Source organism: Bradyrhizobium sp. WSM2254 (assembly GCF_000472645.1).
Taxonomy (GTDB): Bacteria; Pseudomonadota; Alphaproteobacteria; order Rhizobiales; family Xanthobacteraceae; genus Bradyrhizobium; species Bradyrhizobium niftali.
In genome coordinates this window covers 1-26,509 of the sequence record NZ_AXAB01000009.1, presented here as the reverse complement: position 1 = coordinate 26,509, position 26,509 = coordinate 1, and the positions used below count along the sequence as shown (strand labels likewise).

Here is a 26,509-nt window from a genome sequence, read left to right as displayed (position 1 = left end):
CATTGCGGCGCGGTGCGATCTTGTTGTCCGCCTCCATTTCGGCCAATGATCGGGGCTTCGCCGCGCATCGGCCGGCGAACCCGAATCGATCCTGCCACGTATTTCTCCTGGACGCGTCCCAACCATTCGGCATCCCCCGATGACATCAGGCGAATCCTTCTATGGCGGCATTCCCGTCTTCCGCGGCTTCACCAGCCTGATGGACCCCGCGCTCTATGCGCCGCTGCCGGATGACTGGAGCATCGGTGTCGCCGACATCGTCGATTCCACCAAGGCGATCGCGGCGCAGCGTTACAAGGCAGTCAACATGGCCGGCGCCGCCGTGATCGCGGCGGTGACCAATGCGCTGGAGGGACGGGAATTTCCCTTCGTGTTCGGCGGTGACGGCGCCAGCTTTGCGGTCGCGCCCGGCGATCTCGATCGCGCCCGCGACGCGCTGGCTGCGACCGCGACCTGGGTGCGGGAGGATCTCGATCTGACGATGCGTGTTGCGCTGGTGCCGGTGAGTGCGATCCGGGCGCAAGGTCTCGACGTGCGCGTCGCCCGCTTCGGTCCGTCGGCGAACCTGTCCTATGCGATGTTCTCCGGCGGCGGGCTCGCCTGGGCCGACGCCGCGATGAAGCGCGGCGAGTTCGCCGTCGCTGAGGCGCCGGCCGGCACGCAGCCGGATCTGTCCGGCCTGTCCTGCCGCTTCGAGGTGATTCCGGCCTCGCGCGGCCTGATCCTGTCGGTTCTGGTGATGCCGGTGCGTGGCGCGGACCCGCTGGCGTTCCGCAAGGTGATCGAGGGCGTCATTCACCTCGTCGAGCGCAGCCCAGACGGCGCCCGTCCGGTGCCACCGCAGGGGCCGCCGCTGAAATGGCCGCCGCAGGGGCTCGACTATGAAGCCCGCACCAGGCGTGGCGGCCCGCTGCTTGCGCGTCGCGCCAGCGTGCTGGCCTACACGCTGTTCGTCTATCTGATCATGCGTTTCGACCTCAACGTGGGCGGCTTCGTGCCCAGCCTCTACAAACGTCAGGTGGTCGAGAACTCGGACTTCAGGAAATATGACGACGGCCTGCGCATGATCCTCGACTGCACGGCCGAGCTCGAACGCGCCCTCAGCGATCGTCTCGTGGCTGCCGCGCGCGACGGCATCGTTCGCTACGGTCTCTACCAGCAGGACGCCGCGATGATGACCTGCTTCACGCCGTCGGCGCTGCGCAGCGACCACGTGCACTTCATCGACGGCGCACGGGGCGGCTATGCCTCGGCGGCGACGGCCCTGAAGGCGATGATGGCTTGAAGCGCTAGTGTCCCGAGCGCGTCCAGGTCTCGCCGCCGCAGAGCGCGCCGACGCAGCCCTCGACCCGCAGCGAGTCTGTACCCGTGACCGTGACGCTGCTCGCATAGGTGCTGCCGTCGTCGGCATTGTAGATCTGGCCCGACCATTTGTTTGAGCCGGACGGCTGCATGCTGCTGAACAACGGCAGGCCGATCATCGAGCGTTTGGCGAGCGCAGGATTGGGATTCTTGCTGTCGGTCGCAGGCTGGCCGGTCGCAGTGTCATAGGGCTCGCGCAGCCAGACGATATGGCCGCAGATGCCGCCGCCGCACTTGCTGATCTTGACGCGGGCATCGCCGGCCTGCGTCAGCCAGGTCCCGTCGGCGCTCTGCGCTTGGGCGGTGGTCGCGCCAAGCAGCGCAGCCAGAAGGACGATGAGAGTAGCGAATCTGGTAATCATGGAAAGGCCCCGAAGTGGAGCGCCTCCATAGCAGCCTAGCGGGATAGCGCAACCCTGGATGGAATCACATTCCCGCGCTTATTTGCCTGCGCTTATTTGCCCCAGCGGGCGAAGGCGACCGAGGCCGCGGTCGACAATCCGAACACGACCATGGCGCCGCCGACCAGCGCGAACAAGGTCCAGGCCGGCGCCTGCGCCATCATGAGGCCGATGCCGCCGATCGCGACGATCAGAAGCCGCGCGGTGGAGGCCAGCACCGGTCCGCCGACGCGCGCCGCGCCCTGCGATGAGAAGTACAGCGACACGCCCATGCCGAAGAACGCAAAGGCCGGGCCGGCCCAGTGGAAATAGCTGTGCGCGGCGGCGGTGACGCCGGGATCGGCTGTGAACAGCGACACCCACAACGCGGGATCGAGCGCGATGACGAGGCCGATCAGGCCGACGGTGAGGGCGGACGCCGCGGCTGCGGTCCAGGCCACGCGCCGTGCGCGCTTCACATGTCCGGCGCCGATCGCCATGCCGACCATCGGCACCGAGGAGATGCCGATGGCGAAGGTGATCGGAATCAGCAGAAATTCCAGCCGCGAGCCGATGCCGTAACCGGCCAGCATCTCGGTGCCGAACGTTGCCAGAATCTTCGTGAAGATCAGGATGGTGAGCACGGTCTGGAGCGGCGAGAGGCAGGCGACCGCGCCGACCCTGAGAATGTCCAGAAACATCGCGCGCTCAAAATGAAACGCGCGGAAATCCAATGGCAGCCGGCTGCGGCCGGACAGGAGATACCAGAGGAAGAAGATCGCGGCGCAGCTGAATGCGATCAACTGGCCGGCGGCGACGCCCGGCATGCCGAATTGCTTCACGCCGAACAGGCCGAGCCCCAGCGTGCCGCCGAGCGCGATCTGGAGCACGCTCGCCCCGATCAGCGTCATCGAGGGCAGGCGCATGTCGCCGGTGCCGCGGATCACCGAGGCCAGCGTGTTGACGAGCCAGATCGCGACCGCGCCGGAGAACAGCACCTGCGAATAGCCGCTGGCTTCCTCGAGCACGCGCTCGCGGCCGCCGAGCAGCGTGAAGAACGAGCGGCCGAAGACGAGCATCATCACCGTGAAGAACAGCCCGCCGCCGAGGCCGATGATGGTGGCATGCAGCGCCAGCGTCGCGGCGCGGCCGCGATCCCCGGCGCCGAGCGCGCGGCTGATCGCGGATGAGACGCCGCCGCCCATCGCGCCCGCGCTCATCATCTGCGTCAGCATCGCGAACGGGAACACCAGCGCGATCGCCGCGAGCGGAATGGTGCCGAGCCGGCCGATATAGGAGGTCTCGGCGATCGCAACCAGCGTCGAGCCGACCATCGCGATCATGTTGGGGATCGCGAGCCGCAGCAGCGTCGGCAGGATCGGCGCCGTCAGCAGGCTGGCGATGGGGGAGGCGACCGGTGCACGCGGCGGGGCGGCGTCTATGGGGGCGTCGATCGTCATGTTCACCGGGCGGAATATTGAATGATAAGCGACATATTATAAGGCGCGCGGCTGGCGCGCCAGCCGCGCCTCACGCAGGGCTCACCAGGGCAGGCCGCAGAGGTCGATGGTGCCGAGCGTCGGCGCGCGGACGATGTTGAAGACATAGGGCGCCATGTGGGTGAAGCGGATCCTCCCCTCTGGCTGCTCGCAATAGACCTCGCCCTTGAAGGGCAGCCAGCTGCGGGCCTCGTAGAACGCAAAATTATGCGGTTCGCAGAACAGAAGTGCGAAGCGGACCGCCTCGTTGGCCCGGATGGTGTGTACCGCCGCGTCGATCGCCATGGTGGCGTAGCCGCGGCCGCGCCGGTCCTCGCGGGTGCAGACCCCGCCGATGCCGCCGATGTGAACCTTCTGTCCATTCCAGGTGACGGTGCGGAAGTAGATGCCGACGTGGCAGACGAGGCCGTCCTCGGGCGTCTCGATCAGCACGCGAAGGTCGGCATTGGCCCATTTGACGTGGCTCCACGACGGCTTCTCGGCAGCGTCGTGTCCCCAGATCGCGCTGAGCAGGGGCTGTGCGATCCGCCACGAAGCGTCGCCGTTCAGGATGTCGATCTCGATGCTCATTGCTTTCTCTTTCGCGTCTCCGCGCCGTGGTGCGTTCGTTCTGCCATAAGCGCCTCAAAGGCAATGATATTTTACGGCCTGTCGAAGCGACCCCCCACGATGCGACGATTTTATGCAATCCGGCCAAGCGGCCGCATCACGCCTTTTCGCAAATTGACGGTATTTAACGGCGACGGAACCTTCTATAAGGGGTGACCGTTAGAACGTTCCCCACCAGTTGCGGACAAGAACCCATGACATTCACGCTGCCCCCACTCCCTTACGCCTATGACGCCCTCGGCCAGTTCATGTCTAAGGAGACGCTGGAATTCCACCACGACAAGCATCATCAGGCCTACGTCACCAACGGCAACAACGCGCTCAAGGGCACCGAATGGGAAGGCAAGTCCCTTGAGGAGATCGTCAAGGGCTCGTTCGGCAAGAACCCCGCGGTGTTCAACAATGCCGGCCAGCACTACAACCACATCCACTTCTGGAGCTGGATGAAGCCCAATGGCGGCGGCACCAAGCTGCCCGGCAAGCTCGAGAAGAAGATCAACGAGGACCTCGGCGGTTTCGAGAAGTTCAAGACGGACTTCCAGGCGGCCGGCGTCGGCCAGTTCGGCTCCGGCTGGTGCTGGCTCCAGGTCAAGAACGGCAAGCTCGAAATCTCCAAGACCCCGAACGGCGAGAATCCGCTGGTGCACGGCGCCACCCCGATCCTCGGCTGCGACGTCTGGGAGCACTCCTACTACATCGACTATCGCAACCGCCGTCCGGACTATCTCAAGGCGTTCGTCGAGAACCTCGTGAACTGGGAATACGTCGAGTCCCTGTTCGACAAGGCGTAATTGGAGTCATTCCGGGGCGCGCGAAGCGCGAGCCCGGAATCCATTTGTCCACTCGGGCTGACGCCCGATGGATTCCGGGCTCGGCGCTGGCGCGCCGCCCCGGAATGACGAAAACAAGAGGCGGTCGCATACGCGGCCGCCTTTTTGCTGCGCGGAATGGATTGAATCAGTCCTGCGCCATGCGCGCATCGGTCTGTGATCGTACTGTTTGCATCGCATGGGCGGCGCCCTTAATCAGGATGGGCATCACCCTCGAGCCGACCCGAGCCCGTTGTCAGACCCTTCCCCGAAAGACCCGGCCCCTGCCGAGGACGCGGAGTCCGAGCCGCGGCCGGGCCGTGTGCGCAAGCCGATCGGCTGGTCGACGATCATCATCGCGGTCCTGGTGGCGGTCAGCGCGGCGCTGGTCTGGCGGCGTGACGGCACCGACGGCGTTCTCGACATTCTCACCCACGATCTGTCGCTGTTCGGCGGCATCCTGCCGCGCGTGCTGGCCGGCTGCCTGCTCGGCGCCTTCATCTCCGAGATCCTGCCGCACGAAAAAGTCTCGCGCTCGCTCGGGCCGCAATCCGGCCTGAAGGGCCTTCTGATCGGCACCGCCTTCGGCGCGATCCTGCCGGGCGGGCCATTCACCGCCTATCCGGTGGCGAGCGCGCTGCTGGCGGTCGGCGCCGATTTCGGCGCCACCATCGCCATGGTCGTGAGCTGGACCCTGATCGGCTACGGCCGGGCGGTCGCCTGGGAAATCCCGATCATGGGCACCGATTTCACGCTGTGGCGGATCGTCATCTCGCTGCCGCTGCCGGTGCTCGCAGGCGGCCTCGGCCGCTTCGTCTATGTCCGGCTCTATCCGAAGCGCGACAGCGACGAGGAGGCGAATTGAGCGCGGCGCTCCTGATCGACATCCTGCTGTGGGGCTCGGTGTTCGGCGTCGGCCTGATCGCCTTCCGCCGCGGGCCCCCGGTGTTCAAGGCCTCGCTGCGCGAAGGCTCGATGGACTTCATCAACATCGTGCCGCGGATTGCGCTGGGCGTGATCGGCTCGGGCTACATCGCCGCCATCATTCCGCAGGAGGTGATCACCGGCTGGCTCGGACCGGACAGCGGCTGGCTCGGGGTCGCGACCGCCGTGGTCGCCGGTGCTGCCACGCCCGGCGGCCCCGTTATCGGCTTTTCCATCGGCACTGTGGCGTTGAAGTCGGGCGGTGGGGTGCCGCAGGTGGTCGCCTATGTCGTCGCCTGGGCGCTGTTCGCCTTCCAGCGGGTGATCTTGTGGGAAATCCCGTTCATGCCGGCCCGGTTCGTCTGGTTCCGCTGCGCCGTCTCGGTGCCGTTCCCGTTCGTGGCAGCCGCCATCGCGATGGTGATCGGCAAGCCCTGAGCCCGGCGTGGACAGGCGTAATGTTATAATATAACGTCCTAGCATGGTTCCCGCCGCGTCCCACGCCCACCATCACGACCATGCCCACGGCCATTCTCATGGCGACGCGCATTCGCACGGGCACGACCACACCCATGCCCACGTGCATGACGCGGCCTCGCCGCATCCGGCCCAGGCCGCGACCTGGTCGATCCTGCGCATGACCATGGCGGGCCGCCTCTCGGCCGCCGTTGCCGTCTGCGCCGTGCTCTGGGCCATCGTGTTTCTGGCGATGAGGTGACCATGGCGGCGCTGCATTTCCACAACGTCACGCTCGGTTACGACCGGCATCCGGCCGTGCACCATCTCAACGGCGAGGTCGCGCCAGGCGCGCTGGTCGCCGTGATCGGCCCGAACGGCGCCGGCAAATCGACCTTGCTGCGCGGCATCGTCGGCATTCTCAGGCCGCTCGACGGCAGCATTCACCTCGGCGGGCTCGACTCCCGCGATATCGCCTATCTGCCGCAGAGCGCGGAGATCGACCGCAGCTTCCCGATCTCGGTGTTCGACTTCGTCGGCACCGGGCTGTGGCGCGGCACCGGCCTGTTCGGCGGCATCGGCAAAGCCGCGCGCGGAAAAATCCTCCGCGCGATAGCCTCCGTCGGTCTCAATGGCTTCGAGAACCGCCCGATCGGCACGCTCTCCGGCGGTCAGATGCAGCGCGTGCTGTTCGCGCGCGTGCTGCTCCAGGATGCGCGGCTGATCGTGCTCGACGAGCCCTTCAACGCCATCGACAGCAAGACCACGACCGACCTGCTTGCGCTGGTGAAGCACTGGCATGGCGAGGGCCGCACCGTGCTCGCCGCGCTGCACGACATGGAGATGGTGCGCAGCCATTTCACCGAGACCCTGGTGCTGGCGCGGGGCCCTGTGGCCTGGGGCCCGACGGCGGAAGTGCTGACGCCGGAAAACCTCGTCGTCGCAATGCGGATGTGCGAGGCGTTCGACGACAGCGCCGCGGCCTGCGCGGCCGACGACGCCCATTCGCGCGCGGCGTGACGCCCAATGCTCCATGACGCGCTGATCAGTCCGTTCACCGAATTCGAGTTCATGCGGCGGGCGCTTGCCGCCGTCATCGCGCTGTCGCTGGCGGGCGCGCCGATCGGCGTATTCCTGATGCTGCGGCGGATGAGTCTCGTTGGCGATGCCATGGCGCACGCGATCCTGCCCGGTGCTGCCGTCGGCTTCCTGCTCTCCGGCCTCAATCTGTTTGCGATGACGGCCGGCGGCCTGATCGCGGGCTTTGCGGTCGCGATCCTCGCCGGCGTGGTCGCGCGCTCGACCGGGCTGAAGGAGGACGCCTCGCTCGCGACCTTCTATCTGGCCTCGCTGGCGCTGGGGGTGACCATCGTCTCGATCAAGGGCACCAATATCGACCTGCTGCACGTGCTGTTCGGCAACATCCTCGCGATGGACGACCAGACGCTGCTGGTGGTCGCCTTCAACGCCACGGTCACGCTGCTGGTGCTGGCCGTGATCTACCGCCCGCTGGTGATCGAGAGTGTCGATCCGCTGTTTCTGCGCACGGTCAGCCGGGCCGGGGGACCTGCGCATCTCGCTTTCCTCGCGCTCGTCGTGATCAACCTCGTCAACGGCTTTCAGGCGCTCGGCACGCTGCTCGCGGTGGGGCTGATGATCCTGCCGGCCGGCATCGCGCGATTCTGGTCGCGCGATCTCACCGTCATGATCTGCATCGCGGTCGTCGCTGCCGCGGTCTCGGGCTATGCTGGCCTCGTGCTGTCGTTCCAGACCCGCGTGCCGTCGGGCCCTGCGATCATTCTGGTCGCGACTATGCTCTACATCGTCTCGGTGCTGTTCGGCCGCGTCGGCGGCATCGTCCGGCAGTTGTTTCCCGGCCGGCATCTGGAAGCGTGACGGCGATGCGCTTCCTTCCGCTCTTTGCCCTGCTGCTGATCGCCTCGCCGCTGCACGGCGCGGAACGGCTCAACGTCGTCGCCAGCTTCTCGATCCTCGGCGATTTCGTCCGCAATGTCGGCGGCGACCGGGTCATCGTCACGACGCTGGTCGGCGTCGACAGCGACGTCCATGTCTATACGCCGGCGCCAAGCGATGCGAAGCGGATCGCGGACGCAAAGTTCGTTGTCGTCAATGGGCTCGGCCTCGAGGGCTGGCTGCCGCGCCTCGTGCAATCCTCCGGCAGCAAGGCAACGGTCGTCACCGCCAGCGCGGGCATCGCGCCCCTGAAGCTCGGCTCGGCTGCAGATCCACATGCCTGGCAGTCCGTCCCCAATGCCAAGGTCTACGTGACGGATATCGCCAACGCGCTGGCCGCGGCCGATCCTGATGATGCGGAGTTCTTCCGCGCCCAGGCCAAGGCCTATCTGGAAAAGCTCGAAACGCTCGACCGCGAGGTACGCGAGGCCGTTGCGACAATTCCGCCCGAGCGGCGCAAGGTGATCTCCACCCATGACGCCTTCGGCTATTTCGCCGCCGAATACGGTATCCGGTTCATCGCGCCGCTCGGCGTCTCCACCGAAACCGAGCCCAGCGCGCGGGACATCGCCGCCATCATCGGCCAGATCAAGGCCGCGAGGATCCCGGCCGTTTTCCTGGAGAATATCAGCGACGACCGCCTGATCCGGCGGATCGCCGCCGAGACCGGGGCAAAGGTCGGCGGGACCTTGATTTCGGACGGTTTGACGGGTGAAAAGGGGCCTGCCCCCACTTACATTGACATGGTCAGGCACAATATAAAGGCCCTGACCAGCGCGCTTGACCACTAGGGCAGGGGCCACCCCGCCTCGCGTCGCGCGGAAATGCCCGACCCCGGAGTAGTTATGTCTGAAGCGACCTCCCAGAAAATTCCCGTGACCGTTCTGACCGGCTATCTCGGTGCCGGCAAGACCACGCTTTTGAACCGCATCCTGTCGGAAAACCACGGCAAGAAATACGCCGTCATCGTCAACGAATTCGGCGAGATCGGCATCGACAACGACCTCATCATCGGCGCCGATGAGGAAGTGTTCGAGATGAACAATGGCTGCATCTGCTGCACCGTGCGCGGCGATCTCGTGCGCATCATGGACGGGCTGATGAAGCGCAAGGGCAAGTTCGACGCCATCATCGTCGAGACCACCGGCCTCGCCGATCCGGCGCCGGTGGCCCAGACCTTCTTCGTCGACGAAGACGTGCAGAAGAACGCGCGCCTCGATGCGGTGGTCACGGTCGCCGACGCCAAATGGCTGTCCGACCGTTTGAAAGACGCGCCCGAGGCCAAGAACCAGATCGCCTTTGCCGACGTCATCGTGCTGAACAAGACCGACCTCGTCACCAAGCCCGAGCTCGCCGAGGTCGAGGCCCGCATCCGCGCCATCAACCCCTATGCGAAACTCCACCGCACCGAGCGCTGCTCGGTGGCGCTGGCCGACGTGCTCGATCGTGGCGCCTTCGACCTCGACCGCATCCTCGACATCGAGCCGGACTTTCTGGAGGCCGACGATCATGACCACGACCATGATCATCACCATCATGGCCACGATCATCACCACCATGATCACGGCCACGGCCTGAAGCACTATCACGACGAGGACATGCAATCGCTGTCGCTCAAGACCGACAAGCCGCTCGATCCGAACATGTTCATGCCCTGGCTCCAGAACCTGGTGCAGGTGGAAGGTGGCAAGATCCTGCGCTCCAAGGGCATCCTCGCCTTCCACGACGACGACGACCGCTACGTCTTCCAGGGCGTCCACATGATGCTGGAGGGCAACCACCAGCGGAAATGGAAGGACGGCGAGCCGCGCGAGAGCCGCCTCGTCTTCATCGGCCGCGAATTGCCGGAACAGGCCATTCGCGAGGGTTTTGAGAGCTGCATCGTCTCGTGATGAAAGAGTTTACGCCCGCCCCCGACTCCGCCTCGATCGTCTCCGTCACCGACCGCGTCAAGCCGGTCGCGCTCGGCATGGGCGTGACCTCGGTGCATTTCCTTGGGCCCCGCGCCGCCTTCGTCGGCGGCGAGGAGAATGTCGCGTTCGTCGACGCCAAGGGCGAGATCACGACGGTCGCCGTGCACAGCGGCGGCATTCTCTCGACCGCCTCCGACGGCAAGCGCCTCATCATGGGCGGCGACGACGGCAGGGTCGTTGCGCTCGACGCCAAGGGCGAGGTGACGCTGCTCGCCACCGACCCGAAGCGCCGTTGGATCGACGCGGTGGCGCTGCATGCTGACGGCGCTTTCGCTTGGTCGGCCGGCAAGACGGCCACCGTCAAGAGCGGCAAGAACGAGGAGAAGTCGCTCGAGGTGCCCTCGACCGTCGGCGGGCTCGCCTTCGCACCGAAGGGCCTGCGGCTCGCGATCGCGCATTACAACGGCGCGACGCTGTGGTTTCCGAATATGGAAGGATCGGCCGAATTCCTGCCCTGGGCCGGCTCGCATCTCGGCGTCACCTTCAGCCCGGACAACAAGTTCCTGGTCACCACGATGCACGAGGCCGCCCTGCACGGCTGGCGGCTTGCCGACAACCGGCACATGCGCATGACCGGCTATCCCGGCCGCGTCCGTTCGATGTCCTGGAGCGCGGGCGGCAAGGCGCTTGCGACCTCGGGCGCCGACACCATCATCCTGTGGCCGTTCGCCAGCAAGGACGGTCCGATGGGCAAGGAGCCCGCGATGCTCGCGCCGCTGCAGGCGCGCGTCTCGGTCGTCGCCTGCCATCCCAAGAACGACATCCTCGCCGCCGGCTATAGCGACGGCACCGTGCTGATGGTGCGGCTCGAAGACGGCGCCGAGATCCTGGTCCGCAAGAACGGCACCCCGCCGGTCGCCGCGCTCGCCTGGAACGCCAAGGGCACGCTGCTGGCCTTTGCGGATGAAAATGGGGACGGCGGTCTGCTGGAGCTTTAATCTGTCATCGTTCCGGCCGTATAGGGGCTCATGCGGTTTCTAACGACCTTCCAGATTGCTGATTTCGCCGACACGCTGGTCAGCCTGTTCACGGCCTTCGTGCTGGGCACGCTGATCGGCGCCGAGCGGCAATATCGCCAGCGCACGGCGGGCCTGCGCACCAACGTGCTGGTCGCGGTCGGTGCTGCCGCCTTTGTGGATCTCGCCATGCACCTGACCGGCGCTGACGGCGCGGTCCGGGTGATCTCCTATGTCGTCTCCGGCATCGGCTTCCTGGGCGCCGGCGTCATCATGAAGCAGGGCATGGACGTGCGCGGGCTCAACACCGCGGCGACGCTGTGGGCCTCGGCCGCGGTCGGCTCCTGCGCCGGCGCCGACATGATCGCGCAGGCGGCCGCGCTGACCGTGTTCGTGATCGCCGGCAACACCATGCTGCGTCCGCTGGTCAATGCCATCAACCGCATCCCGCTGAACGAGAAGACCTCGGAGGCGACCTACTACTTCAAGCTCGCGGTGGCGGCGGACGCCTTGCCCGACATGCGCGACCGGCTCGTTGAGAAGCTCGAGGGCGCAAAATATCCGGTGGCCGATATCGACGTGGCCGAGACCGGGGACGATCTGATCGAAATCGTCGCAAAGCTGGTCGCGACCGCGGTCGATCCGAACGAGCTGAATGCGGTGGCGACCGATCTTCAGCACCTGCCGGGCGTGCGCCACGCCACCTGGGAAGTCAGCACCACGGATTGAGCGCGGCGTTTTGGCGCGCGGAGGCACGGTTCCCGCCTCGTCCGGCACGGAACCGCAGTCGGGCCATTTCGTTGATTCCGCGGACAAAGGCGGTGATCGACATGCCCGGCCAATATGACAAGCGCAGACTGAAATTCGACCTGATGATCGCCTGCTCGCTGTTCGCAGCCGGCGTCGTGGTATCAGGCCTGTCGCTGGCGCAAATCCGCGCCGAGAGCCGGATGCAGACGGCACAGGCGACGCCACCGCTCCAGGGCACGCCGTCCGACGATCGGAGCAAGACTCCGGCTGAATCCAAGCCCGGCGGTGACCGGCCGACCACCCCGGCGCCCGAGCCCGCGCGCCCCGAACCGCAGACGCAGGGCGCGGCCACCAAGCCGGCGCTGCCGCAAGCGCCCGCCGAGAAGATCGCGCCGCCGATCAGGGAGAAGTAGCCCGACGGCCGGCGTATTGTGACGCGCATTTGACGACCGATGCCGATTATACGATCTCGCCTCGGCAGGCGGCCGGCTCCATAATCCGTCGCGCCAACGACAGATGGGGCCGCCCATGAAGATCGAAGACGTCCGCCGCACCGCTTATTCGATGCCGCTCACCAACCCGTCATTCCCGCCGGGGCCATATCGCTTCTTCGACCGCGAATATTTCATCATCACCTACAGGACCGATCCCGAAGCCCTCGCCGCCATCGTGCCCGAGCCGCTTGAGGTGGCGGAGCCGGTGGTGAAATACGAATTCATCCGCATGCCAGACTCGACCGGATTCGGCGACTACACCGAAACCGGGCAGGTGATCCCGGTCCGCTTCAAAGGCGAGGAGGGCAGCTACACCCACGCGATGTATCTGGACGACGAGGCCCCGATCGCCGGCGGCCGCGAGCTGTGGGGCTTTCCGAAGAAGCTCGCAAGGCCCAAGATCGAGGTCGAGAGCGACGTCTTGGTCGGCTCGCTGCATTACGGCTCGGTGCTCTGCGCTTCGGCCACGATGGGCTACAAGCACCGCAAGGTCGACCACGACACGGTGCTGAAGTCGATGGCGTCGCCGAACTTCATCCTGAAGATCATCCCGCATGTCGACGGCAGCCCGCGGATCTGCGAGCTGGTGCGCTTTCATCTCGATGACGTCGTGCTGAAGGAAGCGTGGACCGGCCCTGCCGCACTCGGCCTGTTTCCCCACGCACTCTGCGACGTCGCCCGGCTGCCGGTGCGCGAGGTGGTCTCGGCGCTGCATTTCAAAGCGGACCTGACGCTCGGGCTCGGCAGCGTGGCGTTCGATTACATGGCCAAGTAACTTTGCGAAGTAACCTGGCGAAGTAATAGGCCGTGAAACGAGATGCCCGGCGCGAGGCCGGGCATCATGATCGATCAGGCGTGGTGTGCGATCAACGCACCAGAATATTCCGGAACTGCCAGGGATCGCTGGTGTCGATATCTTCCGGAAACAGTCCCGGACGATCCGTCAGCGGCGTCCAGTCGGTGTAGAAACCCTTCACCGGGCCGAGATAGGGCAGCTGGATTTCCAGCAGGCGATCGAAATCCATCTCGTCGGCTTCGACGATGCCCTCGTTCGGGTTTTCCAGCGCCCACACCATGCCGCCGAGCACGGCGGAGGTCACCTGCAGGCCGGTGGCGTTCTGATAGGGCGCGAGCTTGCGGGTCTCCTCGATGGAGAGCTGCGAGCCGTACCAATAGGCATTGTTGTCATGGCCGAACAGCAGCACGCCGAGTTCGTCGATGCCGTCGACGATTTCGTTCTCGTCGAGGATGTGGTGCTTTTCCTGCATCTTGGCGGCGCGGCCGAACATTTCATGCAGCGACAGCACCGCGTCGTCAGCCGGATGATAGGCGTAGTGGCAGGTCGGCCGATAGACCGCCGTGCCCGAGGCGTCACGCACCGTGAAGTAATCGGCAATCGAGATCGACTCGTTGTGGGTGACGAGGAAGCCATACTGCGCGCCGCGGGTCGGGCACCAGGTGCGCACGCGGGTGTTGGCGCCGGGCTGCATCAGATAGATGGCGGCGCCGCAGCCGGCTTCGTGGGTCCGTGCATTTTCGGGCATCCATTTTTCATGGGTGCCCCAGCCGAGTTCGGACGGCTGCACGCCTTCCGACAGGAAACCTTCCACCGACCAGGTGTTGACGAAGACATCAGGCTCTTTCGGCGACTTGGAGCGCTGGGTGTCGCGTTCGGCGATGTGGATGCCCTTGATGCCGGCCTGCCGCATCAGGTCTGCCCATTCGGCCTTGGTCTTCGGCTTGGGGGCATTGAGCTTCAGATCGGCGGCGACATTGAGCAGCGCCTGCTTGACGAAGAAGGACACCATGCCGGGATTGGCGCCGCAGCAGGAGACGGCCGTGGTCGAGCCCGCGGGGCGCGCCTTCTTGGCGGCCAGCGTCACTTCGCGAAGGGCGTAGTTGGAGCGTGCCTCCGGGCCCTTCGAGGAATCGAAATAGAAGCCGAGCCAGGGCTCGTTGACGGTGTCGATATAGAGCGCGCCGAGCTCGTTGCAGAGCTCCATGATGTCGGTGGAGCCGGTATCGACCGAGAGATTGACGCAAAAGCCCTGGCCGCCGCCTTCGGTGAGCAGCGGGGTCAGCAACTCGCGGTAATTGTCCTTGGTCACACCCTTCTGGATGAAGCGGACATTGTGCTTCTCGCAATGCGCCTTGCGGCCCTCGTCCTTGGGATCGATCACGGTGACGCGCGACTTGTCGCAATCGAGATGCCGCTCGATCAGTGGCAGCGTGCCTTTGCCGATGGAGCCGAAGCCGACCATGACGATGGGACCGGTGATCTTCGCGTAGATCTGCGAGGCGGGACTCATGGGATGGTTTCTCCGGAACGTGCTGGCAAACAAAGGGTGAGGGGGGATCAGGCGCTGCGGCGCTTGGCGGTGACTTCGATCTCGACCTTCATCTCGGGCTTGGCGAGAGCGGTGACGACCAGCAACGTCGCGGCCGGTCTGATGTCACCGAGAACCTCGCCGCAGACGGCGAAGTGGGCATCGATGTAGCTGGCGTCGGTGACGTAGTAGGTCGCACGGACGATATCGGCCATCTCGAATCCGCCCTCCTTCAGGGCGGCTTCGATGGTCTTGAAGCAGTTGCGTGACTGGCTCGTGACATCGGCCGGCATCGTCATCGTCGTGTAGTCATAGCCGGTGGTTCCGGCGACGAAGGCGAAATCGCCGTCGATCACGGCGCGGCTGTAGCCGACGGTCTTCTCGAGGGGAGAGCCGGTAGAGATCAGGCGACGGGACATAGTTTGGACCTCGACTGAAAGAGGTGTTTCGCGGGGGTTAAAGGGCGTTTCCGGGGCCTGCGCAACCCCAAAGGAAGTGAGCTCAGCGCAGGCGCGGCCGGGCGTTGCCGTTCAAGGCGGCTTCGGTCGTCGCCATCATGGCAATCCCTTAGGCCGCGTGCGCCTGGAGGGGGCGAACTACCCTCCGTTTGGGCAGGGCCGCGCCGGTCGGGACGATCATCCCCTCAACGCCATCCAGCGCGCCGGCCTGGAATTCGATCGCCAGCAGGCGGTCGCGCTCGAACGGGCCGGGCAGCATCAGTGCGCCGGTCTTCTCGGCTGAGAAGCCGAAACGGGCATAGTAGGGGGCATCGCCAAGCAGGATCACGGCTTCATGCCCGCGCGCCCGGGCGGCGGCCAGCGCTTGTTGCATCAGCGCGGCGCCGATCCCGAGCTCGCGGCAGGCAGGGTCCACCGCCAGCGGTCCGAGGACCAGAGCGGGCCTGCCTCCGGCGCTGACGTGCCACAGCCGCACGGTTCCCACGAGTGTCCCCTCGCGCACAGCCGACAGGGCGAGGCCTGCGGCAGGTGCACGTCCGTCGCGCAGGCGCTGGCAGGTGCGGCCATGGCGGTTCTCGCCAAAGCTGGCATCGAGCAGCGCTTCACGGGCGGCGACGTCGGCAGCACGTTCCGCACGGATTGCGAACGGAGCGGCTTTCGAAGTGAGGGCGATCTGTGGCTTCCGAAAAGCGGTCATGGCGCGTCAGTCCCCGCTTGAGCCGACGTGCCAGAAGCACGCCGGTCCAAGGCGTCGTCAGAAATCAGGAATGTGAGGGAGGAGCCGGCAAGCCGGCTCCCGGGTTCGTCAGGCCTCGGACAGAGAGGCGGGTCAGATGTGGCAAATCAGATGTGGTACGTCTTCAGCGGCGGGATGCCGTTGAATGCCACCGACGAGTAGGTCGACGTATAGGCCCCGGTGCCTTCGATCAGCACCTTGTCGCCGATCTCGAGCGTGACGGGGAGTGGATACGGGGACTTCTCGTACAGCACGTCGGCGCTGTCGCAGGTGGGTCCCGCGAGCACGCAGGGCGTCATGTCCGCGCCGTCATGGGCGGTGCGGATGGCGTAGCGGATCGACTCGTCCATGGTCTCGGCGAGACCGCCGAACTTGCCGATGTCGAGATAGACCCAGCGCACCTCGTCCTCGTCGCTCTTCTTCGAGATGAGCACGACCTCGGATTCGATGATGCCGGCATTGCCCACCATGCCGCGGCCCGGCTCGATGATGGTCTCCGGGATCTGGTTGCCGAAGTGCTTGCGCAACGCGCGGAAGATCGAGCGGCCGTAGGTCACGACCGGCGGCACGTCCTTCAGGTACTTGGTCGGGAAGCCGCCGCCCATGTTGACCATGGACAGGTTGATGCCGCGCTCGGCGCAGTCGCGAAACACCTGCGAGGCCATCGCCAGCGCACGGTCCCACGCTTTCACCTTGCGCTGCTGCGAGCCGACATGGAAGGAGATGCCACACGGCTCGAGGCCCAGGCGCTTGGCGACGTCGAGCACGTCGACGGCCATCTCCGGGTCGCAGCCGAACTTGCGCGACAGCGGCCACTCGGCGCCGGCGCAGTCATAGAGAATGCGGCAGAACACCTTCGCGCCGGGAGCGGCACGGGCGATCTTCTCGACCTCGGCGGCGCAATCGACCGCGAACAGCCGAATGCCGAGCGCGAAGGCGCGCGCGATGTCGCGCTCCTTCTTGATCGTGTTGCCGAAGGAGATGCGATCGGGCGTAGCGCCAGCGGCCAGCGCCATCTCGATCTCGGCGACCGTCGCGGTGTCGAAGCAGGAGCCCATGGAGGCGAGCAGGGCCAGCACTTCCGGCGCCGGGTTCGCCTTGACGGCATAGAACACGCGGCTGTCGGGCAGCGCCTTGGCAAAGGTCTGGTAATTGTCGCGCACGACCTCGAGGTCGACGACGAGGCAAGGCTCGGTGTCCCGGCCCTCGCTGCGGCGGTTGCGCAGGAATTCCTGAATACGTTCGGTCATAGCACTCTCCCAAACGGCCCAGCGACGGGGATCCGTTCAAAAAATGACGTCGGATAAGAGTGCTCTGGCCGGATCGCGCGATGGAGGCGCGACGAAGCCACAAGACTCAAACCAGACTGTGCTGCCGTGGATTGGTTGGGAATTTCCCGCCCGCACACCTGGCAATGAAGGACAAGCCTTTTCAGTAGCCCGCGCCGGCGTTGGACTGCCGGTAGAGACCAAAAAAGCCCGATCCGTCGTTGCTTTAAGTCGCGTCCCCCGTTGAGAGCGGGGTGCGCCGGTTCGCCTCCGGCTGCCAGTCACGGTTGCAAAGAGTGAAGTCACCTTCGACATGGCATCTCTTGAGAGAGATGCTGGACACTCCGGGTTTGCTTCGTCGTCCGACCTTTCGGTCTTTTGACTTCCGCACTTCCGAAGAGCCCCTCGGCTTCTTCACCCCTTGGCGGCTGTCCGGCCTCTTGTCCGGATACCTACCGACTGACACACGACCACAGGCACGTGCGAAATTGGGCAAGAGCGCACATAAGCGTTTTGACTCTGCTTCGCAACATTTTTTTTAGGCTGAGGACAGATTTGCCTAACATCTGCTTGCGCAGTGTGGCGCGAGCGACGCGGAAGATGAACGCGCGTTAAGTTTTCAAGCCTGCACGCGTGTCTCGCGCGCGCGAGCGAGCGTCAGCGGCGCTTGGTGAAGGGCTCGACGCGCTGCGCTGCGCGGATGAACGCGGTCATCACCAGCACGCCGAGTGCGAACAGCACGGCCTGGAGGATGTGCGCGCCCTGATCGCCTAAACCGAACAGGATCGCGAGGGCCCAGCCGCCGGCAAAGGCCGCGCCGAACACCTCCGCGCCGATCAGGATGGCGGCGCTGATGACGGTGATGACGCTGGGCCAGACGATCTGGCGGGAGGAGGAAGGCGCGTTCATGGGGTTCAGGGATCCCTAGTCTTCGAGGGCCGCAATCTCTCCGAAAAGGCGGGCGGGAGCAAGGCCAAATGGCCCAAAAAAGCCCCATCGCGTGCTATAGCTGGCCGCAACAAACCAGCTCGAAAACCGGGACTTGCGATGTCAGACCTCCGCCAAACTACGGACGCCGAGACCAACCCGCTGCTGAAGGCCTGGGTGACGCCGTTCGCGACCCCGCCCTTCGACGAGATCACGCCGGAGCACTTCCTCCCGGCCTTCGAGCAGGCCTTCGCCGACCATTCCGCCGAGATCGCGGCGATCACCAACGACCCGGCCGCGCCCGACTTCGCCAACACCATCACGGCGCTGGAGCGCTCCGGCAAGCTGCTGAGCAAGGTCGCGGCGGTGTTCTACGACCTCGTCTCGGCGCATTCCAACCCGGCCATCCTGGAGATCGACAAGGAGGTCTCCTTGCGGACGGCGCGGCACTGGAATCCGATCATGATGAATGCCGTGCTGTTTGGTCGCATCGCCCAGCTGCACGAGAACCGCGCCAATCTGGGTCTTTCGCCCGAACAGCTCCGCCTGCTGGAGCGCACCTATACCCGCTTCCACCGCTCCGGCGCCGGCCTCTCCGAGGAGGCCAAGACGCGGATGGCCGAGATCAACGAGAGGCTCGCCCAGCTCGGCACCGGCTTCAGCCATCACCTGCTCGGCGACGAGCAGGAATGGTTCATGGAGCTAGGGGAGGCCGACCGCCAGGGCCTGCCGGAGAGCTTCGTCGCCAGCGCCAAGGCCGCGGCGGAAGAGCGCGGCATGGCCGGCAAGGCCATCGTCACGCTGTCGCGCTCCTCGGTCGAGTCGTTCCTCAAGAGCTCGGCGCGACGCGACCTGCGCGAGAAGGTCTACAAGGCCTTCACCGCGCGCGGCGACAACGGCAACGCCAACGACAACAATACGACCATCGTCGAGATCCTGAAGCTGCGCGAGGAGAGCGCGAACCTGCTCGGCTACCCGACCTACGCCGCCTACCGGCTCGAGGACTCCATGGCCAAGACGCCGGAAGCGGTGCGGGGACTGCTCGAGCGGGTCTGGAAGCCGGCGCGCGCCCGGGCGCTCGCCGACCGCGACGAGATGCAGACGCTGATCTCGGCCGAGGGCGGCAATTTCAAGCTCGCGCCGTGGGACTGGCGCTTCTACGCCGAGAAGCTCCGCCTCCAGCGGGCCAATTTCGACGACGCTGCGATCAAGCCGTATCTCGCGCTCGACCACATGATCGCCGCCGCCTTCGACTGCGCCACGCGCCTGTTCGGCATCACCTTCGAGGAGCGCAAGGACGTGCCGGTCTGGCATCCGGACGTCCGGGTCTGGGAGGTGAAGGGTCGGGACGGCAAGCACAAGGCGCTGTTCTATGGCGACTATTTCGCCCGGCCGTCGAAGCGCTCCGGCGCCTGGATGACCTCGCTGCGCGACCAGCAGAAGCTCGACGGCGACGTCGCGCCGCTCGTCCTCAATATCTGCAATTTTGCGAAGGGGGCCGGCGGCGAGCCCTCGCTGCTGTCGCCCGACGACGCCCGTACCCTGTTTCACGAGTTCGGCCACGGCCTGCACGGCATGCTGTCCAACGTGACCTATCCGTCGCTGTCGGGCACCGCCGTGTTCACCGACTTCGTCGAGCTGCCGTCGCAGCTCTACGAGCACTGGCAGGAACGGCCCGAGGTGCTCCAGCAATTCGCCCGCCACTACCAGACCGGCGAGCCGCTGCCGGACGACCTGCTCCAGCGCTTCCTCGCCGCGCGAAAATTCAACCAGGGCTTTGCCACGGTCGAGTTCGTCTCCTCGGCGCTGGTGGACCTCGAATTCCATACCCAGCCGGCCGCGGCGGCCAGCGACGTGCGGGCCTTCGAGAAGAAGGAGCTGGAGAAGATCGGCATGCCCGAGGAGATCGCGCTGCGGCACCGGCCCACGCAGTTCGGTCACATCTTCACCGGCGACCATTATGCCGCCGGCTATTACAGCTACATGTGGTCGGAGGTGATGGACGCCGACGCCTTCGGCGCGTTCGAGGAGGCCGGCGACATCTTCGATCCCGCCGTGGCCAAGCGTCTCCACGACGACATCTACTCATCGGGCGGATCGGTCGATCCGGAGGCCGCCTATGAGGCCTTCCGCGGCCGCCCGCCGGAGCCCGACGCACTGCTCCGCCGCCGCGGCCTGCTCGACGCTCCGAAGGCGGCCTGATGGGCATGCGCGCCCTTCTCGGTCTGTTGCTCGCCGCCGGCCTCACGCTCGCGGCGGGCGCGGCAAGCGCCCATCCGCATGTCTGGATCACCGCGACCAGCGAGCTCCTCTACGCCGAGGACGGCAGCATCACCGGCGTCCGCCACGCCTGGACCTTCGACGACATGTTCTCGGCCTATGCGGTGCAGGGGCTCGAGAGCAAGACCAAGGGCGCCTATACGCGCGAGGAGCTCGGGCCGCTGGCGCAGACCAATGTCGAGTCGCTGAAGGAATATGCCTACTTCACCTTCGCGCGAGCGGACGGCAAGAAGGAGCGATTCCAGGAGCCGGTCGACTACTTCCTCGACTACAAGGATACGGTGCTGACCCTGCACTTCACGCTGCCGCTGAAGAACCCGGTCAAGCCCAAGCAGCTGGTGCTCGAAGTGTTCGACCGCTCCTTCTTCATCGACTTCCAGATGGCCAAGGACAACCCGGTCAAGCTGGTCGGCGCGCCCGCCGGCTGCCAGATGAAGCTCGACCGTCCCAGTGACGGCACCGCGACCGCGCAGAAGCTCAACGAGCAGACCTTCATGAGCGGCGAGAACAGCAATTTCGGCATGATGTTCGCCAACAAGATCACGGTGGATTGCCCGTGACCGGTCGCTTGCATTCTCCGCTTGCCCGCGGGCTTCTCGCCTGTGCCGCGGTCATCGTCGTGCTGGGCGTGGCCGATGCCGCGCTTCACGAACTCCTCGCGCAAAATCCGTTCGGCGCACCGAAACCCGCGCAGGCGGCCGAGCCCGAGGCCAGCGGCCTCATCGGCTGGCTATTGGCAAAACAGTCGGAGTTCTATCGCCAGATGTCGGCGACCATCCGCGCGGCGAAGTCCGACGGCTCGGCGGTGTGGACGCTGCTCTTCATCTCGTTTGCCTATGGCATCTTCCATGCCGCGGGGCCCGGTCACGGCAAGGCGGTGATCGCCTCCTATCTCGTCGCCAACCGAGAGACCGCGCGGCGCGGCATTGCGTTGTCGTTTGCCTCGGCCCTGATGCAGTCGCTGGTGGCGATCCTGATCGTCGGCATCTCGGCCTGGGTGCTGAATGCGACGGCCAAGACCATGTGCAAGGCCGAAGGCGTGATCGAGATCGCGAGCTATGGCCTGATCGCGCTGTTCGGCCTGCGGCTGGTCTGGGTCAAGGGCGGCGCCTTCATCCGCGCTCTTCAGGTGGCCCAGCCGGTGCCGGCGATCGCGGGCGTGCCGCAGCACCATGATCACGGCCATCATCACCATCATGATGCGCATGATCATCATGACCACGATCACCATGATCATGGTCACGCCCACGCCCATCACGGGCACGACCACGTCCATGACGAGCATTGCGGCCATTCCCACGGCCCGGCGCCGAGCGAGCTCGCCGGCCCCGGCGGCTGGCGGCGCGGGTTCGCCGCGATCCTGACCGTCGGCATCCGGCCCTGTTCGGGGGCGATCCTGGTGCTGGTGTTCGCGCTCGCCCAGGGCCTGTTCTGGGCCGGCATCGCCGCGACCTTCCTGATGGGGCTCGGCACCGCGATCACGGTCGCGGCCATTGCCGTCGTCGCCGTCTCCGCCAAGGACATCGCCGGCCGCCTGAGCGCAGGGCGCGACGGCGGCGGCGCGCTGTTCATGCGCGGCATCGAATTCGGCGCCGCAGGTCTCGTGCTGCTGTTCGGCGTCGGCCTGTTGTTCGGCTACGTCGCCGCCGAACGGACGACGTGTTTTTGAGGCACGCTCTCGTGCCCCGGACGCAGCGCAGCGTCCCTTCGACGGTGCGCTGCAGAGCCGGGGCCCATCTCTCCATACTGTAGCTGTGGCCCGCTGGGTCCCGGCTCTGCGCCGCAACGCTAAGGGCGTTGCAGCGCGTCCGGGACACGGCAGCCTCACACCGGCAGAAACCGCTTCAGCATCGGCATGAAGAAGATCCCGAGATTGATCGCAAAGCCGATGCTCCAGAGGATCGAGCGCAGTGTCGGGCGGTTGCCGAGATAGGTCAGCACGTAGGCGATCCGCACGATCAGGAACAGCACCGCGAGCTCGTCGATCAGCCGCTGCGGCGCGTCCCTGAATTCGGCGAGCAGCACCGCGAAGGCGAAGAACGGAAAGGTCTCGATGCCGTTCTGGTGGGCGCCGAGCGCGCGCTGCGCGATGGCGTCTGCATAGAAGGCGGGATCGCGCGGCCGGGAATTGTCGAACCCGCGAAACCGGATCCATTTGATCGAGACGATCGTCGCAAGATAGAGCAGCAGGGCTCCGAATACGCACCATTCCGCGAGTGTCATCTTCCCTCCCCCGCTTAGGGAGACCCTAGCGAAACCGGGCTCATCTTGACAAGTTCGGTGCAACGCGCGACGCAACTGATCATGACGACCGTCGCCCTCAACGAGACCGCGCAGCCAGCCGTCCAGTCCGGCCAGAAACGGGTCGGCGTGCTCCTGGTCAATCTCGGCACGCCCGATACGGCCGATGCGCCGGGCGTGCGGGTCTATCTCAAGGAATTCCTCTCGGACGCCCGGGTCATCGAGGACCAGGGCCTGATCTGGCAGTTCGTGCTGAACGGGATCATCCTGCGCAGCCGTCCGCGCACCAAGGCGCTCGACTACCAGAAGATCTGGAACAACGAGAAGAACGAGTCGCCGCTGAAGACGATCACGCGGTCGCAAGCCGACAAGCTCGCGGCCGCGCTGTCGGATCGCGATCACGTCGTCGTGGACTGGGCGATGCGCTACGGCAATCCTTCGATCAGGTCGGGCATCGACGCGCTGATCGCGGAGGGATGCGACCGCATCCTCGCCGTCCCCCTTTATCCGCAATATTCCGCCTCGACCTCGGCAACCGTCTGCGACGAGGTGTTCCGCGTGCTCGCCCGCCTGCGTGCGCAGCCGACGCTGCGGGTGACGCCGCCGTACTACGAGGACGAGGCCTATATCGAGGCGCTCGCCGCCTCGATCGAGACGCATCTGGCAACCCTGCCGTTCAAGCCGGAGCTGATCGTCGCCTCCTTCCACGGCATGCCGAAATCCTATGTCGACAAGGGCGATCCATATCAGGAGCATTGCATCGCCACGACCGAGGCGCTGCGCCGCCGGCTCGGCATGGACGCGACGAAGCTGCTGCTGACGTTCCAGTCGCGCTTCGGCAATGACGAGTGGCTCCAGCCCTACACCGACAAGACGATGGAGCGGCTCGCCAAAGAGGGCGTGCGCCGCATCGCGGTGGTGACGCCGGGCTTTGCCGCCGACTGCCTGGAGACGCTGGAGGAGATCGCGCAGGAGAATGCCGAGATCTTCAGGCACAATGGCGGCGAGCAGTTTTCCGCAATCCCCTGCCTCAACGACAGCGAACCCGGCATGGACGTGATCCGCTCCCTGGTGCTGCGCGAGCTCCAGGGGTGGATATGATGAGCCTGGATTTGATGGGCCCCCCATGAACCGCCGCGAGGTGTTGGGGCTTGTTGGGATGATCGCGGCGCTGCCGTCCCCGGCACTGGCGCAGCAGCCGACGCAGCGGCTCGGCGTGCTCTCGGTCACGGCCGCCGACGATACGATCGGGCAGACACGCAGCGCCATCCTGGTCGAGGCGCTCGGCGGCCATGGCTGGAAAGAGCACGACAATCTCAGGATCGACTGGCGCAGCGGCGCCGGCGACCGGGCGCGGATCGCCGGGCTCGCCGAGGAGCTGATCGCGCTCAAGCCCGACATCCTGCTCGCGGTCGGCACGCCCTCGGTCGAAGAGCTGCGCCGGCGCACCACGACGATCCCGATCGTGTTCGCCGTGGTGACCGATCCCGTCAGCCAGGGCTTTGTCCAGAATCTCGCCCATCCCGGCGGCAACATCACCGGCTTCACCGATTACGACGGCCCGCTGGCCGGCAAATGGCTGGAGATGCTGACGCAAGTGGCGCCGAAAGTGTCGCGCGTCTTCGTCGTCTACAATCCCGCCACCGCGCCGTTCGCGCCCCTCATGCTAAGCACGATCGAGGACGCCGCACGGACGCTTCGTGTGACGGTCGAGCCCGCACCGGTCCATGACGCAGCCTCGATCGCGGCGCTGGCCTCGCGCAAGGACGGCGGCCTGCTGATCCTGCCGGACTTCTTCACCATGGCCAACCGCGCGCATCTGCTCATGGCGATCGCTGAGGCGCGCGTGCCTGCGGTGTTCTGGAGCCGCACCTTCGTCGACGAGGGCGGGCTGATGTCCTACAGCACCGACAGCACCGAGCAGCTCCGCCGCGCCGCCAACTACATCGATCGCATCCTGAAGGGTGCGCGGCCTGCCGACCTGCCGGTGCAGAACCCCACCAAGTTCGAGCTCGCGGTCAACCTCAAGACCGCCAAGGCGCTTGGCGTCACCATTCCTCCAAGCCTGCTTGCAACAGCGAACGATGTCATCGAGTAAGGTCGTCCGCGACGGATACATGCCCGGATTCGTTAACTTTCGCCGCTAGGTCTGCGCCCGGACGCTTTCAAGAGCCTTTCGGAAATACATATCGTGACCGTTCCCCTCCTGGTGTGTCTTGTGCAGAATCGTCCGAATGCCGACGTGAATCGCGACCGCTGAACCGGTAGGGTTGCGATCCCGACCAATGACAGCGCGGGAAAGGGCTTTTTCCTGCCTTGGAGGATATATGAGCGGTTTCGACATTTTCGCGATTGTTCTGGTTTTGCTCGTCATCGTCACGCTGATTGCCGGCGTGAAGACGGTGCCGCAGGGCTATGACTGGACCATCGAGCGGTTCGGAAAATACACCCAGACGCTGAGCCCCGGGCTCAACCTGATCGTGCCCTATTTCGATCGCGTCGGGCGCAAGATCAACATGATGGAGCAGGTGATCGACATTCCCGAGCAGGAGGTGATCACCAAGGACAACGCCACCGTGACGGTGGACGGCGTCGCCTTCTACCAGGTGTTCGACGCAGCCAAGGCGAGCTACGAGGTCTCCAACCTGACCCAGGCCATCACCGTCCTGACCATGACCAACATCCGCTCGGTGATGGGTGCGATGGATCTGGACCAGGTGCTGTCGCATCGCGACGAGATCAACGAGCGCCTCCTGCGCGTGGTCGATGCCGCGGTCTCGCCCTGGGGCCTGAAGGTCAACCGCATCGAGATCAAGGACATCGTGCCGCCCGCCGATCTTGTCGAGGCGATGGGCCGGCAGATGAAGGCCGAGCGCGTCAAGCGCGCCGACATTCTCGCCGCCGAAGGCCAGCGGCAGTCGGAGATCCTGCGCGCCGAGGGCGCCAAGCAGGGCCAGATCCTCCAAGCAGAAGGCCGCAAGGAAGCCGCGTTCCGCGACGCCGAGGCCCGCGAGCGGTCCGCTGAGGCCGAGGCCAAGGCGACGCAGATGGTCAGCGAAGCCATCGCCAAGGGCGACGTCGCGGCGCTGAACTATTTTATCGCCGACAAGTATATCAAGGCGTTCGGGCAACTGGCGGACTCGCCGAACCAGAAGGTCATCATGCTTCCGGTCGAGGCGATGAGCATGCTGGGCTCGCTTGCCGGCATCGGCGAGATCGCCAAGGCGACGTTCGGCGAGAGTGCGGCATCCGCCGCTGCCGCGGCCCGTCGCGGCGGCTCGGTGCCGTCGTCCGGCCCGACGCCGCCAGCGGTGCCGTAACCGGACCATGCGCATGCCCCGGAAAAGTGGACACCGGTTTTCCGATAGGGGCATGCGCCACTTCAAAGAGGTCGTGTCATGACCGACATGTTCGTATCGCTCGGCACCTGGAACTGGCTGATCTTCGGCTTCATCCTGATGGGGCTGGAGGTGCTGGCGCCGGGCGTATTCCTGTTCTGGCTCGGGCTGGCAGCGCTGCTGGTCGGGCTGATCTCGTTCGCCGTTGCCGTGTCCTGGCAGGTGCAGCTGGTGATGTTCGCGATCTTCGCCGCTGCCGCGGTGCCGGTGTGGCGCCGTCTCTCGCGGCCGAGTCCGGATGCGAGCGGAAGCCCCTTCCTCAACAAACGCACCGAGGCGTTGCTCGGCCGCGAGTTCACGCTGGAGAAGCCGATCATCGACGGCAACGGCACCATGCGCATCGGCGACACGGTCTGGCGCGTCGCAGGTCCCGATACGCCGGCCGGGACGCGCGTGAAGGTGGTGCAGGTCGACGGCGTGAATCTGACGGTGGCGGTGGCGTAGCTCTCTCTTCCCTCTCCCCTTGTGGGCCTGTTGCGTAATTCGTCAATTGTGATTCCCTAGGGCAAAGCCTTGGAGGGTAGCGATGGCGGTTAAGCAGACGGGACAGCCGAGCTTTGTGGAAGCGCTGATGCCGAAGGGGGCCGGCGCCAATGCGGCGCTGGATCGGCTGGCTGGCCTGGTCAAGTGGTACCGGTTCGAGAAGCTGATCGGCCATTTGCGGGATGAGGAGAGTCCCGGTCGGCCA

At 65.7% G+C, this 26,509-nt stretch carries 29 protein-coding genes; 20 read left to right on the top strand and 9 right to left on the bottom strand.

Going from position 1 to position 26,509, the window contains the following annotated elements:
- Nucleotides 1-139: 139 nt before the first annotated feature.
- A complete protein-coding gene (locus A3M7_RS0107065; RefSeq protein ID WP_027543295.1) occupies nt 140-1,285 on the top strand; it encodes a DUF3095 domain-containing protein in 1,146 nt (381 codons plus the stop codon).
- A 4-nt stretch (nt 1,286-1,289) separates the two neighbouring features.
- Here the strand turns inward: A3M7_RS0107065 and A3M7_RS0107060 are convergent, their stop codons facing one another.
- The 3 genes from A3M7_RS0107060 to A3M7_RS0107050 all read right to left on the bottom strand — a co-directional run bounded on the left by A3M7_RS0107060 (nt 1,290) and on the right by A3M7_RS0107050 (nt 3,811).
- Nucleotides 1,290-1,724, bottom strand: a complete 435-nt coding sequence (locus A3M7_RS0107060; protein ID WP_027543294.1) for a DUF2147 domain-containing protein — start codon at nt 1,722-1,724, stop codon at nt 1,290-1,292.
- Nucleotides 1,725-1,816: 92 nt separating this feature from the next.
- A complete protein-coding gene (locus tag A3M7_RS0107055) occupies nt 1,817-3,202 on the bottom strand; it encodes an MATE family efflux transporter (protein WP_027543293.1) in 1,386 nt (461 codons plus the stop codon).
- Nucleotides 3,203-3,283: 81 nt separating this feature from the next.
- Nucleotides 3,284-3,811, bottom strand: coding sequence for a GNAT family N-acetyltransferase (locus tag A3M7_RS0107050; protein ID WP_027543292.1), 528 nt, complete (start codon nt 3,809-3,811; stop codon nt 3,284-3,286).
- Nucleotides 3,812-4,044: 233 nt separating this feature from the next.
- On the opposite strand from A3M7_RS0107050, the gene A3M7_RS0107045 reads away from it, so the two are divergent.
- From A3M7_RS0107045 to A3M7_RS0106990, 12 genes are all read left to right on the top strand, one after another.
- Nucleotides 4,045-4,641, top strand: coding sequence for a superoxide dismutase (locus A3M7_RS0107045; RefSeq protein ID WP_014491764.1), 597 nt, complete (start codon nt 4,045-4,047; stop codon nt 4,639-4,641).
- A 271-nt stretch (nt 4,642-4,912) separates the two neighbouring features.
- A complete protein-coding gene (locus A3M7_RS0107040; protein WP_027543291.1) occupies nt 4,913-5,524 on the top strand; it encodes a permease in 612 nt (203 codons plus the stop codon).
- A complete protein-coding gene (locus A3M7_RS0107035) occupies nt 5,521-6,021 on the top strand; it encodes a hypothetical protein (protein WP_008138982.1) in 501 nt (166 codons plus the stop codon). The genes A3M7_RS0107040 and A3M7_RS0107035 overlap by 4 nt, the downstream gene beginning before the upstream one ends.
- A gap of 43 nt (nt 6,022-6,064) precedes the next feature.
- A complete protein-coding gene (locus A3M7_RS0107030; RefSeq protein ID WP_027543290.1) occupies nt 6,065-6,301 on the top strand; it encodes a hypothetical protein in 237 nt (78 codons plus the stop codon).
- A 2-nt stretch (nt 6,302-6,303) separates the two neighbouring features.
- Entirely contained in the window at nt 6,304-7,059 is a 756-nt protein-coding gene (locus tag A3M7_RS0107025; RefSeq protein ID WP_027543289.1) for a metal ABC transporter ATP-binding protein, read from the top strand.
- Nucleotides 7,060-7,065: 6 nt separating this feature from the next.
- Nucleotides 7,066-7,935 (top strand): metal ABC transporter permease, encoded by an 870-nt coding sequence (locus A3M7_RS0107020; RefSeq protein ID WP_027543288.1) that lies wholly within the window; start codon nt 7,066-7,068, stop codon nt 7,933-7,935.
- A 5-nt stretch (nt 7,936-7,940) separates the two neighbouring features.
- The gene (locus A3M7_RS0107015) at nt 7,941-8,804 is read left to right on the top strand and encodes a metal ABC transporter solute-binding protein, Zn/Mn family (RefSeq protein ID WP_027543287.1); all 864 of its coding nucleotides are present in this window, start codon (nt 7,941-7,943) and stop codon (nt 8,802-8,804) included.
- Between the two features lie 54 nt (nt 8,805-8,858).
- Nucleotides 8,859-9,905: a GTP-binding protein gene (locus tag A3M7_RS0107010; protein WP_027543286.1), complete on the top strand. Its 1,047-nt coding sequence runs from the start codon at nt 8,859-8,861 to the stop codon at nt 9,903-9,905.
- A complete protein-coding gene (locus tag A3M7_RS0107005; protein ID WP_027543285.1) occupies nt 9,905-10,924 on the top strand; it encodes a WD40 repeat domain-containing protein in 1,020 nt (339 codons plus the stop codon). Before A3M7_RS0107010 ends, A3M7_RS0107005 begins: the two co-directional genes overlap by 1 nt.
- Nucleotides 10,925-10,954: 30 nt before the next feature.
- Entirely contained in the window at nt 10,955-11,671 is a 717-nt protein-coding gene (locus A3M7_RS0107000; protein WP_027543284.1) for an MgtC/SapB family protein, read from the top strand.
- Between the two features lie 101 nt (nt 11,672-11,772).
- Nucleotides 11,773-12,105, top strand: coding sequence for a hypothetical protein (locus A3M7_RS49580; protein WP_027543283.1), 333 nt, complete (start codon nt 11,773-11,775; stop codon nt 12,103-12,105).
- Between the two features lie 115 nt (nt 12,106-12,220).
- Nucleotides 12,221-12,961, top strand: coding sequence for an acetoacetate decarboxylase (locus A3M7_RS0106990; RefSeq protein ID WP_027543282.1), 741 nt, complete (start codon nt 12,221-12,223; stop codon nt 12,959-12,961).
- Between the two features lie 91 nt (nt 12,962-13,052).
- Here the strand turns inward: A3M7_RS0106990 and A3M7_RS0106985 are convergent, their stop codons facing one another.
- The 5 genes from A3M7_RS0106985 to A3M7_RS0106965 all read right to left on the bottom strand — a co-directional run bounded on the left by A3M7_RS0106985 (nt 13,053) and on the right by A3M7_RS0106965 (nt 17,884).
- Nucleotides 13,053-14,495 carry a homospermidine synthase gene (locus A3M7_RS0106985; protein ID WP_027543281.1) on the bottom strand — a complete coding sequence of 481 codons (1,443 nt, stop codon included), beginning with the start codon at nt 14,493-14,495 and terminating at the stop codon, nt 13,053-13,055.
- A gap of 47 nt (nt 14,496-14,542) precedes the next feature.
- Entirely contained in the window at nt 14,543-14,932 is a 390-nt protein-coding gene (locus A3M7_RS0106980; protein WP_027543280.1) for a RidA family protein, read from the bottom strand.
- A 148-nt stretch (nt 14,933-15,080) separates the two neighbouring features.
- On the bottom strand, nt 15,081-15,668 hold the full coding sequence (locus A3M7_RS0106975) for a GNAT family N-acetyltransferase (RefSeq protein WP_027543279.1): 588 nt from the start codon (nt 15,666-15,668) through the stop codon (nt 15,081-15,083).
- Nucleotides 15,669-15,814: 146 nt separating this feature from the next.
- Complete coding sequence (locus A3M7_RS0106970; protein ID WP_027543278.1) at nt 15,815-16,957, bottom strand: type III PLP-dependent enzyme; 1,143 nt, start codon at nt 16,955-16,957, stop codon at nt 15,815-15,817.
- 675 nt (nt 16,958-17,632) lie between these two features.
- Entirely contained in the window at nt 17,633-17,884 is a 252-nt protein-coding gene (locus tag A3M7_RS0106965; RefSeq protein ID WP_027543277.1) for a hypothetical protein, read from the bottom strand.
- A 138-nt stretch (nt 17,885-18,022) separates the two neighbouring features.
- Between A3M7_RS0106965 and A3M7_RS0106960 the strand changes: the two genes are divergently transcribed.
- Genes A3M7_RS0106960 through A3M7_RS0106950 form a run of 3 tightly spaced genes read left to right on the top strand, consistent with a single transcriptional unit; the run spans nt 18,023 to nt 21,851 of the window.
- Nucleotides 18,023-20,104, top strand: a complete 2,082-nt coding sequence (locus A3M7_RS0106960; RefSeq protein WP_027543276.1) for a M3 family metallopeptidase — start codon at nt 18,023-18,025, stop codon at nt 20,102-20,104.
- A complete protein-coding gene (locus A3M7_RS0106955) occupies nt 20,104-20,742 on the top strand; it encodes a DUF1007 family protein (protein ID WP_027543275.1) in 639 nt (212 codons plus the stop codon). Before A3M7_RS0106960 ends, A3M7_RS0106955 begins: the two co-directional genes overlap by 1 nt.
- The gene (locus A3M7_RS0106950; RefSeq protein WP_027543274.1) at nt 20,733-21,851 is read left to right on the top strand and encodes a nickel/cobalt transporter; all 1,119 of its coding nucleotides are present in this window, start codon (nt 20,733-20,735) and stop codon (nt 21,849-21,851) included. Before A3M7_RS0106955 ends, A3M7_RS0106950 begins: the two co-directional genes overlap by 10 nt.
- A gap of 155 nt (nt 21,852-22,006) precedes the next feature.
- On the opposite strand, the gene A3M7_RS0106945 is transcribed toward A3M7_RS0106950, so the two are convergent.
- A complete protein-coding gene (locus A3M7_RS0106945; protein WP_027543273.1) occupies nt 22,007-22,405 on the bottom strand; it encodes an MAPEG family protein in 399 nt (132 codons plus the stop codon).
- Between the two features lie 81 nt (nt 22,406-22,486).
- Here A3M7_RS0106945 and hemH point away from each other — a divergent pair, with 81 nt between their 5' ends.
- From hemH to A3M7_RS0106925, 4 genes are all read left to right on the top strand, one after another.
- Nucleotides 22,487-23,524 (top strand): ferrochelatase, encoded by a 1,038-nt coding sequence (gene hemH, locus A3M7_RS0106940; RefSeq protein ID WP_027543272.1) that lies wholly within the window; start codon nt 22,487-22,489, stop codon nt 23,522-23,524.
- Nucleotides 23,525-23,549: 25 nt separating this feature from the next.
- Complete coding sequence (locus tag A3M7_RS0106935; RefSeq protein ID WP_027543271.1) at nt 23,550-24,521, top strand: ABC transporter substrate-binding protein; 972 nt, start codon at nt 23,550-23,552, stop codon at nt 24,519-24,521.
- Between the two features lie 229 nt (nt 24,522-24,750).
- Nucleotides 24,751-25,743, top strand: a complete 993-nt coding sequence (locus A3M7_RS0106930; RefSeq protein WP_027543270.1) for an SPFH domain-containing protein — start codon at nt 24,751-24,753, stop codon at nt 25,741-25,743.
- Between the two features lie 78 nt (nt 25,744-25,821).
- Nucleotides 25,822-26,265 (top strand): NfeD family protein, encoded by a 444-nt coding sequence (locus A3M7_RS0106925; RefSeq protein ID WP_027543269.1) that lies wholly within the window; start codon nt 25,822-25,824, stop codon nt 26,263-26,265.
- The last annotated feature ends 244 nt before the right edge of the window (nt 26,266-26,509 follow it).

Coding starts and splice junctions, on each gene's coding strand:
- A3M7_RS0106930 (WP_027543270.1), top strand. CDS start 24,751: ATGAGCGGTTTCGACATTTTCGCGATTGTTCTGGTTTTGCTCGTCATC.
- A3M7_RS0106975 (WP_027543279.1), bottom strand. CDS start 15,668: ATGACCGCTTTTCGGAAGCCACAGATCGCCCTCACTTCGAAAGCCGCT.
- A3M7_RS0106945 (WP_027543273.1), bottom strand. CDS start 22,405: ATGACACTCGCGGAATGGTGCGTATTCGGAGCCCTGCTGCTCTATCTT.
- A3M7_RS0107000 (WP_027543284.1), top strand. CDS start 10,955: ATGCGGTTTCTAACGACCTTCCAGATTGCTGATTTCGCCGACACGCTG.
- A3M7_RS0107030 (WP_027543290.1), top strand. CDS start 6,065: ATGGTTCCCGCCGCGTCCCACGCCCACCATCACGACCATGCCCACGGC.
- A3M7_RS0107060 (WP_027543294.1), bottom strand. CDS start 1,724: ATGATTACCAGATTCGCTACTCTCATCGTCCTTCTGGCTGCGCTGCTT.
- A3M7_RS0106990 (WP_027543282.1), top strand. CDS start 12,221: ATGAAGATCGAAGACGTCCGCCGCACCGCTTATTCGATGCCGCTCACC.
- A3M7_RS0106970 (WP_027543278.1), bottom strand. CDS start 16,957: ATGACCGAACGTATTCAGGAATTCCTGCGCAACCGCCGCAGCGAGGGC.
- A3M7_RS0106960 (WP_027543276.1), top strand. CDS start 18,023: ATGTCAGACCTCCGCCAAACTACGGACGCCGAGACCAACCCGCTGCTG.
- A3M7_RS0107045 (WP_014491764.1), top strand. CDS start 4,045: ATGACATTCACGCTGCCCCCACTCCCTTACGCCTATGACGCCCTCGGC.
- A3M7_RS0106935 (WP_027543271.1), top strand. CDS start 23,550: ATGAACCGCCGCGAGGTGTTGGGGCTTGTTGGGATGATCGCGGCGCTG.
- A3M7_RS49580 (WP_027543283.1), top strand. CDS start 11,773: ATGCCCGGCCAATATGACAAGCGCAGACTGAAATTCGACCTGATGATC.
- A3M7_RS0107055 (WP_027543293.1), bottom strand. CDS start 3,202: ATGACGATCGACGCCCCCATAGACGCCGCCCCGCCGCGTGCACCGGTC.
- A3M7_RS0106965 (WP_027543277.1), bottom strand. CDS start 17,884: ATGAACGCGCCTTCCTCCTCCCGCCAGATCGTCTGGCCCAGCGTCATC.
- hemH (WP_027543272.1), top strand. CDS start 22,487: ATGACGACCGTCGCCCTCAACGAGACCGCGCAGCCAGCCGTCCAGTCC.
- A3M7_RS0106925 (WP_027543269.1), top strand. CDS start 25,822: ATGACCGACATGTTCGTATCGCTCGGCACCTGGAACTGGCTGATCTTC.
- A3M7_RS0107065 (WP_027543295.1), top strand. CDS start 140: ATGACATCAGGCGAATCCTTCTATGGCGGCATTCCCGTCTTCCGCGGC.
- A3M7_RS0107010 (WP_027543286.1), top strand. CDS start 8,859: ATGTCTGAAGCGACCTCCCAGAAAATTCCCGTGACCGTTCTGACCGGC.
- A3M7_RS0107020 (WP_027543288.1), top strand. CDS start 7,066: ATGCTCCATGACGCGCTGATCAGTCCGTTCACCGAATTCGAGTTCATG.
- A3M7_RS0106985 (WP_027543281.1), bottom strand. CDS start 14,495: ATGAGTCCCGCCTCGCAGATCTACGCGAAGATCACCGGTCCCATCGTC.
- A3M7_RS0107015 (WP_027543287.1), top strand. CDS start 7,941: ATGCGCTTCCTTCCGCTCTTTGCCCTGCTGCTGATCGCCTCGCCGCTG.
- A3M7_RS0107005 (WP_027543285.1), top strand. CDS start 9,905: ATGAAAGAGTTTACGCCCGCCCCCGACTCCGCCTCGATCGTCTCCGTC.
- A3M7_RS0107050 (WP_027543292.1), bottom strand. CDS start 3,811: ATGAGCATCGAGATCGACATCCTGAACGGCGACGCTTCGTGGCGGATC.
- A3M7_RS0106980 (WP_027543280.1), bottom strand. CDS start 14,932: ATGTCCCGTCGCCTGATCTCTACCGGCTCTCCCCTCGAGAAGACCGTC.
- A3M7_RS0107025 (WP_027543289.1), top strand. CDS start 6,304: ATGGCGGCGCTGCATTTCCACAACGTCACGCTCGGTTACGACCGGCAT.
- A3M7_RS0106955 (WP_027543275.1), top strand. CDS start 20,104: ATGGGCATGCGCGCCCTTCTCGGTCTGTTGCTCGCCGCCGGCCTCACG.